Raw genomic sequence first — 16,064 nt, 5'->3', positions numbered from 1 at the left:
TTTCTCACTTCAGCTCAAGAACGACGCGGCGCTCAGCTGCAGCCCGTCGTCGTGCCGCAGTTCGTGCACTTGTAGCAGGCGCCGCTGCGCACGGTGATGGCGCCGCACTGGTGACAGGGCGGGGCGTCCGCCTGGTTCAGGTACGTGCTGCGCGAGTTCATCGCGGACAGCTGCAGCGTCCCCACCTGGGCCGGCACCGCCGCCTGCGTCACCGGCTCCGGACGGGCCTCCTCCACCGGCGTCACCTCCACGTCGTCCGCGCGGGGCTCCGTGGGCAGGAACTTCAACGACAGCCACCGGAAGATGTAGTCGGTGATGGACTTGGCGATGGGGATGGCCGGGTTGCCCGTGAAGCCGCTCGGCTCGTAGCGGGTGTGGCAGAACTTGTCCGCCAGCACCTGCAGCGGCACGCCGTACTGGAGCGCCAACGACACGCTGGTGGCGAAGCTGTCCATCAGGCCGCTCACCACCGAGCCCTCCTTCGCCATCACGACGAAGAGCTCGCCCGGCTTGCCGTCCTCGTACATGCCCACCGTCAGGTAGCCCTCATGGCCGCCGATGGAGAACTTGTGCGTGATGGACTGCCGCTCGTCCGGCAGCCGGCGGCGCAGCGCCTTGGGCTCCGGCGTCACGGCGGGGGCGGGCTCCGCCACCGCGCGGCGGGATTCCGGAGCCTTGTCCTGCGACGTGTTGAGCGGCTGCGTGCGCTTGCACCCGTCGCGGTACACCGCCACGGCCTTCAGCCCGCTGCGCCACGCCTCGATGTAGGCCTTCTCGATGTCCTCCACCGAGGCGTCATTCGGCAGGTTCACCGTCTTGGAGATGGCACCAGAGAGGAACGGCTGCGCCGCGGACATCATCTCGATGTGGCCCATCCAGTGGATGCTGCGCTGGCCCTTGGACGGCTTGAACGCGCAGTCGAACACCGGCAGGTGCTCCGGCTTCAGGTGCGGAGCCCCCTCGATGGTGTCGTGCTTGTCCAGGTACGCGATGATGTCCTGCGCCTGCGTCTGCGGGTAGCCCAGCTTCTCCAGCGCCAGCGGCACCGTCTGGTTGACGATCTTCAACATGCCGCCGCCGACCAGCTTCTTGTATTTGATCAGCGCGATGTCCGGCTCGATGCCCGTGGTGTCGCAGTCCATCATGAAGCCGATGGTCCCCGTGGGCGCCAGCACCGTCACCTGGCTGTTGCGGTAGCCGTGCTCCGTGCCACGCGCCAGCGCGTCGTCCCACGCCTCCTTCTGCGCCGCGTGCAGCTCCGCGCTCACGCCGTCCACGGGCAGCTGGTACGCCGCCTTGCGGTGCTTGCGGATGACGCCGAGCATGGGCTCCGCGTTGTTGCCGTAGCCCGCGAACGCGCCCTGCTTCTCCGCGATGCGCGCGCTCATCGCGTATGCCTCGCCGCACATCAGCGACGTGATGGCCCCCGCCAGGTTGCGGCCCGCGGCCGAGTCGTAGGGCAGGCCGGACGCCATCAGCAGCGCGCCCAGGTTCGCGTAGCCCAGGCCCAGCGGACGGTAGTCGTGGCTGTTCTTCGCGATGCGCTCGGTGGGGTAGCGGCTGAAGCCGACGATGATCTCCTGCGCCAGCAGCACCACGTTCACCGCGTGCTTGAAGGCGGCCACGTCGAAGCCACCCTCCAGCGTGCGGAAGTGCATCAGGTTCAGCGACGCCAGGTTGCAGGCCGAGTCATCCAGAAACATGTACTCGGAGCAGGGGTTGGACGCGTTGATGCGCGCCGTGCCGGAGCACGTGTGCCACGCGTTCACCGTGGTGTCGTACTGGAGGCCCGGATCGCCGCACAGGTGCGCCGCCTCCGCGATTTCACGGAACAGCTCACGGGCCTTGTAGGTCTCCATCACCTGGCCGTCGCGCACCGCGCGCGTCTGCCACGGGCCGTCGTTCACCACCGCCTTCATGAAGTCGTCGGTGACGCGCACGGAGTTGTTGGAGTTCTGGAAGTACACCGACCCGTAGGCCTCGCCGTTGAAGGACGGGTCGTAGCCCGCCTCGATCAGCGCCCAGGCCTTCTTCTCCTCGTTCGACTTGCAGCGGATGAACTCGAGGATGTCCGGGTGCCCGGCGTTGAGGATGACCATCTTCGCCGCGCGCCGCGTCTTGCCGCCGCTCTTGATGACGCCCGCGAACGCGTCGAAGCCGCGCATGAACGACACCGGGCCGGACGCGGTGCCGCCGCCCGCGAGCAGCTCCTTGCTGCCGCGGATGCTGGACAGGTTGGAGCCCGTGCCGCTGCCGTACTTGAAGAGCATGCCCTCCGTGCGCGCCAGCCCCAGGATGGACTCCATGTTGTCGTCCACGCTGTTGATGAAGCACGCCGAACACTGCGGGTGCTCCTCCACGCCCACGTTGAACCAGACGGGCGAGTTGAACGCCGCCTTCTGGCGCAGCAGCAGATGCGTCAGCTCCGCGTGGAACGCCTCGCGGTCCACCGCCGACGCGAAGTAGTGCCCGTCCTCGCCCCAGCGGGTGAGGGTGTCCACCACGCGCGCCACCAGCTTGCGCACGCTCGTCTCACGCTCGGGCGTGCCGGGCGTGCCCCGGAAGTACTTCGACGCCACGACGTTCGTCGCCAGCATCGACCAGGAGCGGGGGACCTCGATGTCCTTCTGATCGAAGACGACCTTGCCGTCCTCGCCCTTGATGCTCGCGCTGCGGTGCTCCCACGCCAGCTCGTCCGCCGGATCCACGCCGGGCGTCGTGAAGAAGCGCTCCACGCTCAGCCCCGTGGAGGCCACCGCGGCCTTGCCCTTCGCACGGCCGCCGCGCCGCGGCTCCCTGCCCCCCACCACCGGCTTCCCGCTCAGTTCCTTCTCCATGACGCCCGCCTCCAAATCCACTGAGAGTGCTGATGCAAAATTTGCAAAATAGCCAACGCCGCGAGATCCCAGGGGATCCGATGATCACTTCCAGGTACGGGGACGGCAGCGTTGGGATGGTCCGGGATGGGCAGAAGCCAGAGGGTCCACCCCTGGAATCCGGGCCCGGGCCTGACTGCCCACCCGCCGGGCGGGCGGATCAATATGATCGCTGGTGGGGTCCGTCAACATCGCCCATTCCCCTATATCTAGTATCAGGTCCTCGCATACACACTGTATTTGGTGTGGGCGTTGGGTGGCTGAACAGCTACCTCAAGTTGGATCTAGGAACCCCGCCTGTGACTCGCAACGCCTGTTGTGGCTGGCAATGTATGGCCATGACCATGCGAAATCGGACAGGCGGGGAAGGGCGCCTGTCCAAGCGCTTGTGATCACTGACGGATGTTTGCTGGCAGTCCGTGCGCCGGGCGTAGGGGCGCTCCAGCGGCCCGGCGACATCAGGACCGGGCGGGGTGGGCCTGGACGGTCGCCTGCCGAACGGCGGCGTCGATTTCGCCGCCCGGGCGCGTTAGGAGGCGGACCATGCCGCCTCCCTTCGAACGCCACGTCTTCGTCTGTACCAACCGTCGCCCGGACGGCCACCCCAAGGGGTGCTGCGCCACCAAGGGAGGCGAGGAGGTGCGGGCGGCCTTCAAGGAGGAGCTCGACAAGCGCGGGCTCAAGCGCAGCATGCGCGCCAACGCGGCGGGCTGCGTGGACACGTGCGCCTTCGGCGTCTCCGTGGTCGTCTACCCGGAGGGCACCTGGTACGGCGGCGTGAAGGTGGAGGACGTGCCCACCATCGTGGAGGAGCACCTGGTGCAGGGGCGCCCCGTGGAGCGGCTGCTGATGCCCTTCAACAAGAAGGCGGAGCGCTGAAGGCGGTTTCCCGCCTCGCGCCCCGCCCTGGGGAACCGCGTTGAATCCTACCGCCTGGAGCTAGTCGCGGCGGTTGCCCAGCAGGCGCAGCAGCGACAGGAACAGGTTGATGAAGTCCAGGTAGAGGGTGAGCGCGCCCACGATGCTCACCGCGGTCGCGCTCTTGAATCCCGTGCCCGCGTGGTACTCGCGCAGCTTCTGCACGTCGTAGGCGGTGAGGCCCGCGAACACGAGCACGCCCGCGCAGGCCATCACGAACGACACGGCGCTGCTCTTGATGAAGAAGTTCACCACGCTGGCGATGACGATGCCGATGAGCCCCATGAAGAGGAACGTGCCCCAGCCGCTCAGGTCCTTCTTCGTGACGGTGCCGTAGACCGCCATCGCGCCGTAGGTCGCGGCGGTGATGAAGAACACCTGGCCAATGGAGCTGGCCGTGTAGATGAGGAAGATGACCGACATCGTCACGCCGGTGAGCGCCGCGTAGCCCGCGAACATGACCGCGGCTACCGGGCCGGACAGCCGGGGCGCCAGGATGGACAGGCCGAACACCACGCCCAACTGCACCAGGAACAGGGCCATCCGGTTCTGCACCGCCACGCGGAGCAGCGCCTCATTGGCCAGCGTCACCATCGCCATCACGCCGGTGAGCGCCAGGCCCGCGAACATCCAACCGTGCACGCGCGACATGAACGCGCGCTGCGACTCCTGGACCAGGACGTCGTCCACCGCGCTCGCCTGCCCGCCCTGCCAGCCACCTGAAGATTCCCACGCCATGTGTTTCGTTTCCTTTCGGGCCGGGGACCGCTTCAGTCCCGGCCTCTCTTTAACGAGGACCCTTGGAGGACGCCTTAAAGGGCCTTCCAGGCCAGCAAAAGCTTCGAAGCGACTTCTGTCGTGATGAGGGGTAGCACGCCACCGCCACCCACGATGTTGACGATCTCCGACATGGACCCACGGCACACCCCGCCCCACGCGGGCTGCTTCGCGAGCCCAACAGACGCATACGCCGAGTAATCCACGAAGAAGGACGTGGGCAGCACCTGGTTCGTCCCGCAGAGCAGGTGCTCCTCCGGCTGAGTGTCCACCACCTCCTGCACCACGAAGCCGCCCTGCGCATCCGTCGCGGCGCGCTCGCACAGCTGCTCCCACGTCTTGGACTCGCCGTAGGCGCCCTTCACGCGCTCCTCGTAGGGCACCGTGCCCACGGAGCGGCCGAGGAAGACGGCCTTGCCGCCGTAGTCCCACGAGCGCTTGAGCACGAAGCGCGCGGGCTCCCGGGCCACGCGGGCCACGATGTCGTCCACCTGTGCGCCGTCCGGATCCACGCCGGGACCGTGGCGGAAGGGGCGCGTCCACGGCACCGACTCGCGCACCGCCTCCAGCTCCTCCGGTGAGAGGCCCGCGCGCTCCGCCAGCGCCGCGTCCGTCACCGCCTGCGACAGGAGCGCGAACGTCGCCTTCACCTCCACCTGCGAGGCGGGCGGGTTCAAGAACACGGCCTTCTTGCCCGGGACGACGGAGAGGAAGTCCTCCACCCAGGGGGCGGGGTTCTGCTCCAGCCGGCGCACGAAGAGGTGGCGGTAGACCAGGTCATACTTCTTGCCGTTCACCGTGAAGGCGTCGTCGCCGGACACATCCTCCGGATGCACCACGTCCGCGTCCGCGCCGAACTCGCGGAAGCGCTCGCACAGCCAGCGCAGCTCCGTGATCTGCGCGTCATTCTTGCGGCAGAGCAGCGCCACCGTGTCGGGCATCTGGCCGTTGCGCTCGGCCGCGTAGCCGTCCAGCAGCGCGCGGTAGAGCGCCAGCGCGTTGTTGCCGTTGAGCGTGAGCAGCGACGCGAGCGCCTTCTCCGGATAGCGCACGTGTCGCGCCACCACTTCGATGAAGGTGCGCGCCGCGATGTCCGAATAGCCCTGCATGGCCGGGATGGTGGCGTTCACCTCCAGCGCCCAGGGCCGGCCTCCGGACACGAAGTAGTCCACGCGCGTGGTGGCGAGCTTGCGGCTCGCCTCCCAGGTGCCTTGCGCCAGGCTGCGCTCCAGCGGCGACAGCGCGCCCAGCAGCAGCTCCGCGTCAGGGCCACCCAGGATGGCGCGCGCCATCTTCATCGTGGCGGAGGCCAGCTTCGCGGACAGGAGCGAGCGGCGTTTGATCTCCTCGGCGTCCAGGATGACCGGCGTGGCGGTGATGGGGATGGGCTGGGTGCTGCCATCCTGCTTCGTCACCGCGAGGCCGCGCTGGTAGGCGGTCTTCGCCAGCTCCGGTCCGAAATAGTGTGCCTGCCTGCGCAGGACATCCATGAGCTCGTGCACGCGCGGAACCTACGACCCCAGGGGCTTGTGGGTCCACAACCCGCGGATCCCGCCGCTGTTCCCTGTGTCCGCCACCTCGCCCTCCGGCCCCGGGCCAGGGCATCCCGGCTTGCACCGGGCAGGGAGGTCGCTTAAAAACAACTGAGTTGCTTTTCGAGACCGAGTCGACGTGAGCCGCCTCCGACGCCACCTCAGCACGAGTCGCTCCCTGCCGCGCCTGCTGGCGCTGCCGTGGGTGCTCGTGTGCGTGCTGGTGTATGTGGGCAGCGTGCTCCACTTCGCGCTCGTGCAGCACACCACGTGCCTGGAGCACGGGGACGTGATGCACGTGAGCGACGCGTCGTCCCATGACGGCCCGTTGGAGGAGGCACTCTCCTTCGACGACGCGCGCGTGGCCCGGGCGCCGGTGTCGAAGGCCACGCCCCACGGTGGTGAGGCTCACTGCCACCACGCCTTCCTCCGCCGTGAGGCACCGCCTCCGGCCGAGACCGCGCCCGTCATGGCCGCGGTCTCCACGCGCTCCAGCCCCGCGCTGGCGGTGTTCCGCTTCCACGCGGCACCCGTCGCGCTGTTGAGGCTCGCGCCCAAGTCGTCGCCGCCGCGCGCTTAAGTCTCCGCCGCCGTAGCCCGCCGTCCTGGCCCCCCCGTGTCTTCGTGGGTCGGGGTGCGCCGTGGCCACCGGAGTCCAGGGCGTGCGCGTTCCCGTTCGCTGAACGGATCCGCCGCACGCGCATGGCACCTCCGGCCACGTGCACGGGTGCGCGCTTCGTGCCGCGGTCCCTCCTTCCAGTCCCGTTCGTTCCTTCGCGGTCGCGCCTCTTGAGGAGCGGTGCGCGTGCGGCCCGTGCGGCTGGAGTTCCCGCAGTCCATCCCCGTGTCCCTGGAGTCCCCATCATGAAGAAGCTTCTGTCCGCCCTGCTGCTGTCCACCTCCCTCCTCGCCGCCGGTTGCGGTGGCGACGAAGAGGAAGCCCACGTCGACGAGGAGGGCTGCGAGCACCTGCAGGAAGGCCCCGCCGCCGCCGTCACCGCCGCCGTCAGCGGCACGGGCCCGGCCGTGAGCAATGACCACAAGCGCTACGACATCGCGCTGGTGGACATCGTTGGCGGCAAGGGCGGCGCGGTGTCCTTCGCCGTCTCCGAGGCCACCGACTACGTCCTCTACATGAGCGCCCCGGTCCCGGTGACGGTCACCAACAGCAGCGGCGCGGCCGTGGAGTTCGAGGAGAGCGCCACCAGTTCCTCGCTCTGCACGGACATCAAGGGCCGCCACGTCGTGCCGCTCACCGTGGGCACGCACACGCTCACCTTCGGGCCTTCGACGCTGTCCTCGGTGTCGCTCGTCATCGAGGAGTCGGGCGAGCACGACCACGCCCACGACTGACCCCCGGTTCCTCTCTTTCCAATGAAGCCCGAGGCGCCCCATGTCCAAGATCTCTTCTGGAAGTGCCGGTTCCCTGCTTCCCTGCGACGTGCGCCGCGACGGCGACCGTCTGTTCGACGTGGCCATGTGGTGCCTGGGCCAGGACGTGCGTTGCCCGGATGGCAACGTGCTGCTCCGGCGCGGTCTGGTGCGTGAAGCGCGTCCGCCGGGCGTGGAGGGACAGAGCGCGTACCAGGGGCAGCTCTTGGACGGGGGGCGCCTCACGCTGTGGGGCTTCGGCGCGCTGTGCGAGTCGTGCGGCGCCGCCATCTTCGTGCCGCGTGATGGCTTCGTTCCCCGGTGGGTGGACGAAGCGCGCGGCACGGCCTTCCGGGTGGAGAACGTGGGCGTCCGGCGCGACGCAACCACGGGGTCAGAGCGCAGGGCGGCGAGGGCGGGACTCGCGCGGCTGGCGGACTGGCTCGCGGAGTACGAGGCGTGGGTGGCCCGCGACGTGGGCCTGGCCTGGCGGCGCGAGTGCCTGGCGGCGCGGCGCAAGGCGTCTCCCATCCCCGCCGAAGAGTTGTCGACCGCCTGGAGGCGGCTGGCCGTGCGCGTGCGCGCGACCGATGCCTCCGTGCAACACCATGCCGCTCCGATGTCCGGAGCGTGAGGAGGACACCATGCTGGCACGTCTGTTTAGAGCCGATGCCCCGTCGGTCCACTCTCACGTCGCGTGGGAGGACCTGCCGGACGAAGCCCTTCCCACGCCGCCGCTCCAGGACGGATTGGGAGACACACACCTCCAGGTGACGACGCAGGTCCCCCTGGCGCAGGCGTACTTCAATCAGGGCCTGCGCCTGCTGCATCTGGGCTGGGCGCTGGAGGCCCGGCGCGCCTTCGCGGAGGCCGCGCGACAGGATCCATCCCTCGCCATGGCGTGGTGGGGGCTCGCGCTCGCCCGGGGCGTGGGGCAGCGCTTCGCCGCGGACCGCGCGGAGGCCATCCGCAAGGCGCTGACATTGGCGGAGGGCACCACCGACATGGAGCAGCGGCTGGTCGTCGCGGCCAGCCTCCTCGCGGACAAGGGCCCCGCCAATGGCAGGCATGCCTTCGTGCGGGAGATGGAGTGCCTCATCGACCGCTTCCCCCAGGAGCCCGAGCCGCGCCTGCTGCTCGCGGGCTTCCTGCTGGACGGGTACGAATCCGACGGACGTCCCGGGCAGGGACAGCCGTATGCGCAGTTGCTCCTGCGCGACCTGTTGCGCACGCACCCGCACCATGCGGGAGTGCACGTGGCCTGGGTGCAGGCGTGGCTGCCCAGCGCCCGGCCGGAGACGGCGTTGGAGAGCGCGGAACTCCTTCCATCGCTCGTGCCCGCGGGAAGTCCCGCGCTGCTCGCCGCTGGACGCCTGTTGCTGCGCGTGGGCAAGGCGGTGGAGGCGAACCGCATCCTGGAGTCGGCGGTGACGGCGGATGACGCGTACCTCGCGCGCGAATCACTGCCCCTCGACGTGGCGCCGAGCGCGGACACCGCCCTGCGCCTGCTCAGCGAAGGCTGCGTGGAAGTGGGGCAGTACCGGGGAGCGCAGAGCTGGGCGCGAAAGCTGCGGCAGCGCGTGGAGGCTTCAGGAGGCCAGCCGCAGGCGGTGCTCTTCGCCGCCACCACGCTCGTCGCCGCGCACCTGCGCTTCGGCTTCAGCCGGGCGGCGGCGGAGGTCCCCATGGAGCTGGGAGACGCCGCCACCGTCGCGGAGGCAGGACTGCGCGACGCCGTGCGCCTGTACGCGAAAGGCGTCTGTGCCCTGGAGACGGGACGGCTGGGCGACGTGGAGCGCGCGTGCGGCAGCCTGGATGCGCTGGTGCTCACGTTGTCCGAAGCGACGCGCTCCGAGGGCCGTGCCCTGTGCGCTCGCGACGTGGCGCGCACGGTGGAGGTCGCCGCGCAGGAACTGCGGGGCACGCTGGATGCGCGCCGGGGAGACTCCGGCCGGGCGGAGGCCGCGCTCACGCGGGCGCTGCGATTGGAGCGCCGCCTGCGTCCCGTGGGCCCCGCGCTCTTCTGCCGGCCGCCCCGTGAGACATTGGCCCGTGTCCGGCTGCGCTCCGGCCGCGAGGAGAAGGCCCTAGAGCTGGCGCTGGAGCGTGCAGGGGAGCGGCCCGGCTGCGGCCACTGCATGCTCCTGGTCGCGGAGGCCCACGTCGCCTGCGAGTGCATGTCCGAGGCGGCGCACGACTTCGCCGTGGTGTTGGACCTGTGGCGCGACGCGGATCCGCACCTGCCGGGCCTGCAACGCGCACGGGGCTTCGCGGCCCGGGGCCACCGCGGCCGCACGGCGCTCCGTCGGGTGCCAGACGTGGCCTCGGTGGACACCGCGCCCGTCCCTCGGGGTGGAGGAGCGCCCTGGACCGTTCACGGGGCCTGAGGAGGCACGCCGCCGCGCTTGACGCAGGCGCGGCGTTCGCGTCACTAGGGGTCATCCTCCAAGGAGCCGCCCCATGCCGTCGTTCCGCCTGAAGCCCGAGCAGGCCGCGCTGCTCGTCGTCGACATCCAGGAGCGCCTGTGCGCCGCGATGGACCGCGACGCCCTGGACCGCATGCTCGCGCGCACGGGTGCCGCCGTGGAGGGCGCGCGGGCCCTGGGCCTGCCGGTCATCGTCACGGAGCAGTACCCGCAGGGCCTGGGCCGCACGCACTCGCTGCTCAAGCTGCGCCTGGGTGAGTTCAAGCCGCTGGAGAAGATGGAGTTCTCCGCCGCCACGCCGGATGTGCTCTCCGTGCTGGGGGACCGCAAGCAGGTGCTCATCACCGGCATGGAGACGCACATCTGCGTCTTCCAGACGGCGCGCGACCTGGCGGAAAGCGGCCGGGAGCCGTGCCTGCTCGCGGACGCGGTGCTGTCGCGCTCGGAGGAGGACCGCCGCGTGGGACTGGAGCTGTGCCGCGACGCGGGCGCGCGCATCCTCACCGTGGAGTCGGCCCTGTTCGACATGCTGGGCCGCGCCGGCACGCCCGAGTTCAAGAAGGTGTCCGCCGCCGTCCGCTGAAGCCGGGACGACGGCGGCCCACCGCTTACGCCCTGCTCTTGAAGGGCTCGCGCACCAGGCGCACGAGCATCATCAGCAGCACCAGCACCCCGGACAGGACGGTCTGCGAACCGCCCACCGGGAAGTCGTAGAAGTACGCGAACAGGTATCCGCCCGCGCCCGCGATGCCGCCCAGCACGGTCGCCGTGAAGAACGTCCACGGCAGCCGCAGGTCCAGCACCAGCGCGGCGATGGCCGACAGCGTGGAGAACGCGAAGACGGGCAGGGCGCCCAGGGCCCGCGCGCACACGCCCACCATGATGCCGATGGACACCATCAACACCGTGTCCAGCAGCTTCACCGGCAGCCCCTGCACGGTGGCGCCAATGCGGTCGAAGCTCACGAAGGCGATGCCCCGGAACCACCACAGGTGCAGCACCATCAGCACCCCGCCGGCCACCGCCACCGCCTGGAGTTGATCCGGCGTCACCAGCACCGCGGTGCCGAAGAGGATGCCCTGGATGTCGTGCGCCTCCTGCGCGATGCGGTCACCCACCAGGATGGCCGCGCCGCCCGCGAAGGCGAACGCGCACCCCAGCAGGCTCTCCCGCGACAGCCGCAGCCTCGCGGGTTCAATCATCAGGAGCAGCGTGGCCGCGACGGACAGCACCACCGCGCCCACCAATGGGTCCACGTGCACGCCCAGGTGGATCTCCGCGAAGAAGGCCAGGGCCACGCCCAGGCCCGCGGTGTTCGTCACCGCCGCGCTGACGAACACCATGCGCCGCAGCACCACGTAGACGCTGAGGAAGCCCAGCACGCACCCGGCGATGAGCGCGCAGAGGATGGGGTCTCGGAACAGCTCCCAGCCCATCTGGAACTGTTCCCACTTCGAGGGCTCAAGCAGGGTTGTTTCCACGGTGGGGTCCCTGGGGCGCGGTGTGGCAGTAGTCGTCGCCGTACTGGCGGCGGAAGGCGGGGTGGCAGAACACGGTGCGCGCATCGCCCATGACGAAGCAGCGGTGCTCGCGGTCCACGAAGAGGATGACGTCGGCGTGCTCGGCGGCGACGGACAGGTCGTGGCTCACCACCACCACGCCCAGGCCGCGGTCATGCGCGAGCGCGCACAGCCGCAGCATCGTCTGCTTCTCCGCCACCGCGTCCATCGCGGCGGTGGGCTCATCCAGCAGCACCACGTCCGCCTCGGTGGCGATGACCCGCGCCAGCAGCGCGCGCTGTTTCTCGCCGCCGGACAGGTCTCGGAAGGGCCGCTTCGCGATGCCGCGTGCGCCCGCCGTATCGAGCGCCGCCTCCACCTTCTGGCGGTCCGTCTTGTTGGGGAAGGGCCGCAGGAAGTTCCACCCGGACAGCCGTCCCCACCCGGTCAGCTCCCGCGTGTGCACGGGCAACAGCGAGTCGATGGCGGACATCTGCGGCACGTACGCGCTGCGGATGTGCGGCGCGCCCAGCGCGATGCGGCCGGACACCGGGGGAATCAGTCCCAGCAGCGTCTTGAACCAGGTGCTCTTGCCAGAGCCGTTGCGGCCCACCACCGCCACGAACTGGTGGCGGCGCACCACCAGGTCCATGGGCGGCAGGATGTCCTTGCCCCCGTAGCCGATGACGAGCTGCTCGCACTTCAGCAGCGGCTCGCCCGGCTCCGGCACCGCGGCGCGATGGCCCCGGTCCAGCTCCGTCTCGTGATCACCGTGAGCCACGGTTCACCTCCGCGGTGGGGCTCAGCGCCGCCACCTTCTCCAAAAGCGCGGTGCGCACCGCCGCGTACTTGGAATCGTCCAGGTCAATCACCCCGTCAGCGCCTGGTGGCACGGCGGACCAGTCCACCGCGTCGAAGAGGGCCGGCGTCAGCTCCAGCTTCAGGCCCAACGCCACGCGCGGCTCATTCTCCCGGTCGGACGGCACGTCCAGAGCGCCGGTGAGCACCGCCACCGGCGTGGCCTCCGCGCCCGTCACCGCCGCGGTGAAGCGGAAGGGCAGGGCGCCCGCGAAGCGCGCAGGCACACGGCCATCGCGCACGCTGCCCGTCATCCGCAGGCCCGTGACGGCCCAGCGTCCGCGGGACAGCGTCGCCTTGCCCAGCTCACAGGCGGGCTTGCACGTGAGGTCCCGGGTCGCGGGTGCCAGCAGGTCCAGCTCCGCGTCCACCGGCAGGTTGGCCACGGTGACGGTGGTGCTGCCTCCGCCGCCCAACTCCGCCTGGATGTCCTCGTAGTCCACGAGCGCCCCGGAGTCGCTGTGGCAGTGCCCGTTGTGGCACAGCGAGTAGCCCGGCGGTGGCGAGGACGGGTCGAACGTCGTGCTGCCTCCGCCCCCGGAGCTGGCAATCAGGTCGATGCTGCCCAGGCTCACCGTTCCGGTGTCCATGCGCAGCTGGAAGTCGGACGCGAGCGCCTGGTAGCCATCACCCGCATTGCGGCCGGACACCGGCGAGTACGCGGCCTGGACGGAGGGCTCGAGCACCGCGAAGCCCTCGCCCGCATCGAACGCGCACCCGGACAGCAGCGCGAAGGGAAGCAACCACGCCTGGGTTGGAAAGCGCTTCATGGCGTCATTGCCCCTTCCCGGCGAGGCCCTGCTCCAGGCGGCCCACCATCAACTCCAGGCGCTGCACGTACGTCTGACTGGAACGGAAGTCGGTGCCGCCGGGCAGCGTGACGAGCGCGGCGGGAATCTTCGACGCCACGAGCTTCGCGATGTTGTCCGGGTAGTAGTCCTCCTTGAGGACCAGCTTCACCTTGTTGGCCTTGCCCTGCGCCAGCACCTGCGCGACGTGGGACGGGTTTGGCGGGATGCCCGGCTTGGGCTCCAGGAAGGCGATGGTCTTGAAGCCCAGCCAGGCCTGCAGGTACGCCGTCGTGCGGTGGTACGCGATGACGGGCACGCCCTTGAAGCCCGCGAGCCGCTTCTCCCAGCCCGTCTGCGCCGCCTGCAGCTCCTGCGTGAACTTCGCGAGGTTGGCCTTGTAGGTGGCGGCGTTCTTCTCATCCAGCTGCGACATGCGCGCTTCGATGGCGGCCGCCACCTTGAGTGCCTGCCGCGGATCATAGAGGTAGTGCGGGTTGCCGCCGGGGTGCACGTCGCCCTGGCTGCGGTCCACCTGCCCGGCGGGGATCTCCTGGAGGCTCACGAACCGCGACGCGTCCAGGTAGCCCGCGTTGCCCGTCAGGATGCGGTTGTTGCGCGCGCCCATCTGGAGCGTGGGCAGCCAGCCGATCTCCAGGTCCAGGCCCGCGGCGATGAGCAGGTCCGCGCGGTTGAGCGCGAGCGCCAGGTTCGGCTTGGCGTCCACGAAGTGCGGGTCCTGCGTGGGCAGCGCGAGCGCGATGACGTCCACCTTGTCCCCGCCCACGGTCTTGGCCAGCGCGGCCAGGTCCGGGAGGGTGGCGACGACCTTCAAATCCGCGCGAGCGGGAACGGCGGTGAGGCTGACGACGGCGGCGCACAGGGCCGCGAACAGGCGAAGGGAACGCATGGAAGGGCTCCGGAGGAAGAGGTCAGAACGCATGGGCACCGTGGGCGCCAGTCACGACTTCAAGGGCGAGGAAGGCCGAGTAGTCCGGCGACCCGCGCCAGCCCACCCGGTCCGTGGCGGCCTGCAGTCGCAGGCGGGAGAACTCGGTGGGCCAGAACGTCACCGACGCGGTGATGCGCTGGCGGTCGGAAATCCATTCGGGGTCGAGCGGATCATTCGCCACCCGGCCCTCCAGCGTCTTCGCGGCCGAGCCGAACTCGTAGCGCACGCCCGTGGCCCAGCGGTTGGAGAAGCGCCACACCGTCTGCGCGTAGCCGCCCCAGTCGGACAGCACGTCCTCCGGCACCTGCCTGCGGCGGTAGAGCACCTCCGCCTGGAACACCAGCTGCTGCGAGCTCTGCGACGTGATGGGCCGGAACTTCAGGTACACGTCCGTGCCGTAGATGCTGGTGTAGTTGCGGTAGCCCGTGGGGTTGGGGCCCGTGGCGACGGACAGGCCCCACAACAGCGACAGGTCGTCCGACAGCGGGAAGAACTGCTTCACCGCGCCGGTGAGCTGGAAGTCCAGCGGTGACAGCACGCGCTCGGCGGCGGCGCCGAAGAAGCTGCGCGCGGTGGCCTCGCCCGTGGCGTCGGTGGCGCTGCCAATCACCTCCACGTACCAGGGCAGCGGCGTGAGCCAGGAGCCCTCCACGCCCAGGCCGCGGTTGCCCTCCGCGCCGAAGTAGCGGCTCATGATGAAGGGCTGATCCACGAAGTCCCACGCGTGCGGGTGCGTGGCGTTGATGCGGCCGAAGCGGGTGAGGAACTGGCCCGCGCGCACCTGGAGGTTGAGGGGCAGGTCCAGCGTGGTGACGTACGCCTCTTCAATCTCGACGCCGAACTGGCTGAAGACGAGGTTGCTGTCGAAGCGGAAGTACGGGTCCACCACGGAGCCGATGGACAGCTCCAACTGCTGGAGGTTGAAGCCGTTCTTCGTCGGGTCGTGCGCGCCGCCCTGGAGGGGCTCCTTGTTGGAGAAGGCCGCCAGGGCCATGTCCAGGATGAAGCTCAGGTTGAGGAAGTTGGTGCCGCTGGAGATGGCGTTGGGCAGCTTGAGCGGCGTCACGCCGGAGTCGTTCGTCGCGGTGGGTGACACCGGGGACGTGTCGACGGACGGACGGGCGCGCGTGCTCGTGTCCGTGCCCAGCGCCTTCTCAATCTCCTCCATCTCCTCCGGGCTCAGCGCCGGAGTGTCCTCGGCGGGCGCGGGAGACTCGGAAGGTGGGGGTGACTCGGTGGAGGGCGGTGATGACTGCTGGGCCCACGCCGCGCTCGCGGACAGCTGCGCTGCGAGCACGACGGCGAGGGCGCGGGGATGCCTGCGCGGAAGGGATGACACGGATGTTGGCTCCTCGGAACCGGCCGGCCGTGGAGCATGCGCATGCGCACCCCGCGACGACCGTCGACCTGATGACCTGCTTCACGACACGACACGCGGAACTACGCGTGCGTCGGAGGCGAGGCCTTGGGCGCGGTGTCGAGGACGGCGAGCGGCGCGAAGGAACGGGGCGGCGCGGTGGCCGGGTGATTGCTCTCCACGCACGCCGAAGCGGAAGCGACGCCCGAACCCTGGAGGGCCTCCACCTGCGGGGCGGCCGTGAGCAGCGGGCACGTCTCGTGGTTGAGGGCCGTCGCGTCCGCCACGGCGGGCGGCACGGAGGCGACGACGGGGGCGCGCTCGGAGAAGCGGGACAGCGCGGGGTTCGCGCGCCGCGCGTCCTCTTCGAACGTCTGGTGCTGCGGACAGAACCGGTGCGCGTGCTGCTCCACGTGCAGCGCCAGACCCAGCGGCTGGGCACCCCAGAGCGCGACGAGCAGCATCGCGGTGAGGCGGGCAAGGGTGTGGGCGCGCGAGAGCATCTGAGGGTTCCCGGCTGGCTTACTGTCGGCCCCCGGGAGTGTCAAGGCAGCCTGGGTACACCGCCGAAACACGACGACAAGGGAACGTTGTTTTCATTCCAGACGTCCCTCCTGGCCGCATCGGTTAGGTTGGGCGCGCCAGCGTCACGCCCTTCGCGCCAGGAGTTCCGCCGCCCGTGCCTCCCTCCCGTTCCCGTCGCCGCGCCC

General features: G+C 70.0%; 15 protein-coding genes. 6 read left to right on the top strand and 9 right to left on the bottom strand.

What is annotated here, in order from left to right; genetic code table 11:
- Positions 1–32: 32 nt before the first annotated feature.
- Positions 33–2,837, bottom strand: a complete 2,805-nt coding sequence (locus tag D7Y11_RS24245; RefSeq protein ID WP_126934901.1) for a vitamin B12-dependent ribonucleotide reductase — start codon at positions 2,835–2,837, stop codon at positions 33–35.
- Positions 2,838–3,419: 582 nt separating this feature from the next.
- Between D7Y11_RS24245 and D7Y11_RS24240 the strand changes: the two genes are divergently transcribed.
- The gene (locus tag D7Y11_RS24240) at positions 3,420–3,755 is read left to right on the top strand and encodes a ferredoxin (RefSeq protein ID WP_120530529.1); all 336 of its coding nucleotides are present in this window, start codon (positions 3,420–3,422) and stop codon (positions 3,753–3,755) included.
- Between the two features lie 60 nt (positions 3,756–3,815).
- On the opposite strand, the gene D7Y11_RS24235 is transcribed toward D7Y11_RS24240, so the two are convergent.
- Together D7Y11_RS24235 and D7Y11_RS24230 are read right to left on the bottom strand one after the other, a co-directional pair.
- Positions 3,816–4,532: a Bax inhibitor-1/YccA family protein gene (locus D7Y11_RS24235; RefSeq protein ID WP_120578134.1), complete on the bottom strand. Its 717-nt coding sequence runs from the start codon at positions 4,530–4,532 to the stop codon at positions 3,816–3,818.
- A 74-nt stretch (positions 4,533–4,606) separates the two neighbouring features.
- Complete coding sequence (locus D7Y11_RS24230) at positions 4,607–6,073, bottom strand: hypothetical protein (protein ID WP_120578133.1); 1,467 nt, start codon at positions 6,071–6,073, stop codon at positions 4,607–4,609.
- A 169-nt stretch (positions 6,074–6,242) separates the two neighbouring features.
- On the opposite strand from D7Y11_RS24230, the gene D7Y11_RS24225 reads away from it, so the two are divergent.
- From D7Y11_RS24225 to D7Y11_RS24205, 5 genes are all read left to right on the top strand, one after another.
- Positions 6,243–6,683 (top strand): hypothetical protein, encoded by a 441-nt coding sequence (locus tag D7Y11_RS24225; RefSeq protein ID WP_233604909.1) that lies wholly within the window; start codon positions 6,243–6,245, stop codon positions 6,681–6,683.
- A 281-nt stretch (positions 6,684–6,964) separates the two neighbouring features.
- On the top strand, positions 6,965–7,456 hold the full coding sequence (locus tag D7Y11_RS24220; protein WP_126934908.1) for a hypothetical protein: 492 nt from the start codon (positions 6,965–6,967) through the stop codon (positions 7,454–7,456).
- 40 nt (positions 7,457–7,496) lie between these two features.
- Positions 7,497–8,108, top strand: a complete 612-nt coding sequence (locus tag D7Y11_RS24215; protein WP_126934900.1) for a hypothetical protein — start codon at positions 7,497–7,499, stop codon at positions 8,106–8,108.
- A gap of 10 nt (positions 8,109–8,118) precedes the next feature.
- Entirely contained in the window at positions 8,119–9,861 is a 1,743-nt protein-coding gene (locus D7Y11_RS24210) for a hypothetical protein (protein ID WP_126934899.1), read from the top strand.
- Positions 9,862–9,934: 73 nt separating this feature from the next.
- The gene (locus tag D7Y11_RS24205; RefSeq protein WP_120578130.1) at positions 9,935–10,483 is read left to right on the top strand and encodes an isochorismatase family protein; all 549 of its coding nucleotides are present in this window, start codon (positions 9,935–9,937) and stop codon (positions 10,481–10,483) included.
- Between the two features lie 25 nt (positions 10,484–10,508).
- Here the strand turns inward: D7Y11_RS24205 and D7Y11_RS24200 are convergent, their stop codons facing one another.
- The 6 genes from D7Y11_RS24200 to D7Y11_RS24175 all read right to left on the bottom strand — a co-directional run bounded on the left by D7Y11_RS24200 (position 10,509) and on the right by D7Y11_RS24175 (position 15,857).
- Positions 10,509–11,381, bottom strand: coding sequence for a metal ABC transporter permease (locus tag D7Y11_RS24200; RefSeq protein ID WP_120596781.1), 873 nt, complete (start codon positions 11,379–11,381; stop codon positions 10,509–10,511).
- Positions 11,362–12,180, bottom strand: coding sequence for a metal ABC transporter ATP-binding protein (locus tag D7Y11_RS24195; protein WP_169820902.1), 819 nt, complete (start codon positions 12,178–12,180; stop codon positions 11,362–11,364). The genes D7Y11_RS24200 and D7Y11_RS24195 overlap by 20 nt, the downstream gene beginning before the upstream one ends.
- Positions 12,167–13,027 carry a hypothetical protein gene (locus D7Y11_RS24190; RefSeq protein WP_126934898.1) on the bottom strand — a complete coding sequence of 287 codons (861 nt, stop codon included), beginning with the start codon at positions 13,025–13,027 and terminating at the stop codon, positions 12,167–12,169. Before D7Y11_RS24190 ends, D7Y11_RS24195 begins: the two co-directional genes overlap by 14 nt.
- Before the next feature lie 4 nt (positions 13,028–13,031).
- Positions 13,032–13,955 carry a metal ABC transporter solute-binding protein, Zn/Mn family gene (locus D7Y11_RS24185; protein ID WP_126934897.1) on the bottom strand — a complete coding sequence of 308 codons (924 nt, stop codon included), beginning with the start codon at positions 13,953–13,955 and terminating at the stop codon, positions 13,032–13,034.
- Between the two features lie 22 nt (positions 13,956–13,977).
- Entirely contained in the window at positions 13,978–15,336 is a 1,359-nt protein-coding gene (locus D7Y11_RS24180; protein ID WP_126934896.1) for a zinc-regulated TonB-dependent outer membrane receptor, read from the bottom strand.
- A gap of 101 nt (positions 15,337–15,437) precedes the next feature.
- Positions 15,438–15,857, bottom strand: coding sequence for a hypothetical protein (locus D7Y11_RS24175; protein ID WP_120578126.1), 420 nt, complete (start codon positions 15,855–15,857; stop codon positions 15,438–15,440).
- Positions 15,858–16,064 lie beyond the last annotated feature (207 nt).

Source organism: Corallococcus sp. AB018 (genome assembly GCF_003986945.1).
GTDB classification, from domain to species: domain Bacteria; phylum Myxococcota; class Myxococcia; order Myxococcales; family Myxococcaceae; genus Corallococcus; species Corallococcus exiguus.
The sequence above is the reverse complement of the archived record's forward strand: the minus strand, read 5'-3'. Positions and strand labels throughout refer to the sequence as shown.

What these genes read in the sequence shown, in the direction of transcription:
- D7Y11_RS24245 (WP_126934901.1), bottom strand. Translation starts at nt 2,837, where the DNA reads ATGGAGAAGGAACTGAGCGGGAAGCCGGTGGTGGGGGGCAGGGAGCCG.
- D7Y11_RS24240 (WP_120530529.1), top strand. Translation starts at nt 3,420, where the DNA reads ATGCCGCCTCCCTTCGAACGCCACGTCTTCGTCTGTACCAACCGTCGC.
- D7Y11_RS24235 (WP_120578134.1), bottom strand. Translation starts at nt 4,532, where the DNA reads ATGGCGTGGGAATCTTCAGGTGGCTGGCAGGGCGGGCAGGCGAGCGCG.
- D7Y11_RS24215 (WP_126934900.1), top strand. Translation starts at nt 7,497, where the DNA reads ATGTCCAAGATCTCTTCTGGAAGTGCCGGTTCCCTGCTTCCCTGCGAC.
- D7Y11_RS24210 (WP_126934899.1), top strand. Translation starts at nt 8,119, where the DNA reads ATGCTGGCACGTCTGTTTAGAGCCGATGCCCCGTCGGTCCACTCTCAC.
- D7Y11_RS24205 (WP_120578130.1), top strand. Translation starts at nt 9,935, where the DNA reads ATGCCGTCGTTCCGCCTGAAGCCCGAGCAGGCCGCGCTGCTCGTCGTC.
- D7Y11_RS24190 (WP_126934898.1), bottom strand. Translation starts at nt 13,027, where the DNA reads ATGAAGCGCTTTCCAACCCAGGCGTGGTTGCTTCCCTTCGCGCTGCTG.
- D7Y11_RS24185 (WP_126934897.1), bottom strand. Translation starts at nt 13,955, where the DNA reads ATGCGTTCCCTTCGCCTGTTCGCGGCCCTGTGCGCCGCCGTCGTCAGC.
- D7Y11_RS24175 (WP_120578126.1), bottom strand. Translation starts at nt 15,857, where the DNA reads ATGCTCTCGCGCGCCCACACCCTTGCCCGCCTCACCGCGATGCTGCTC.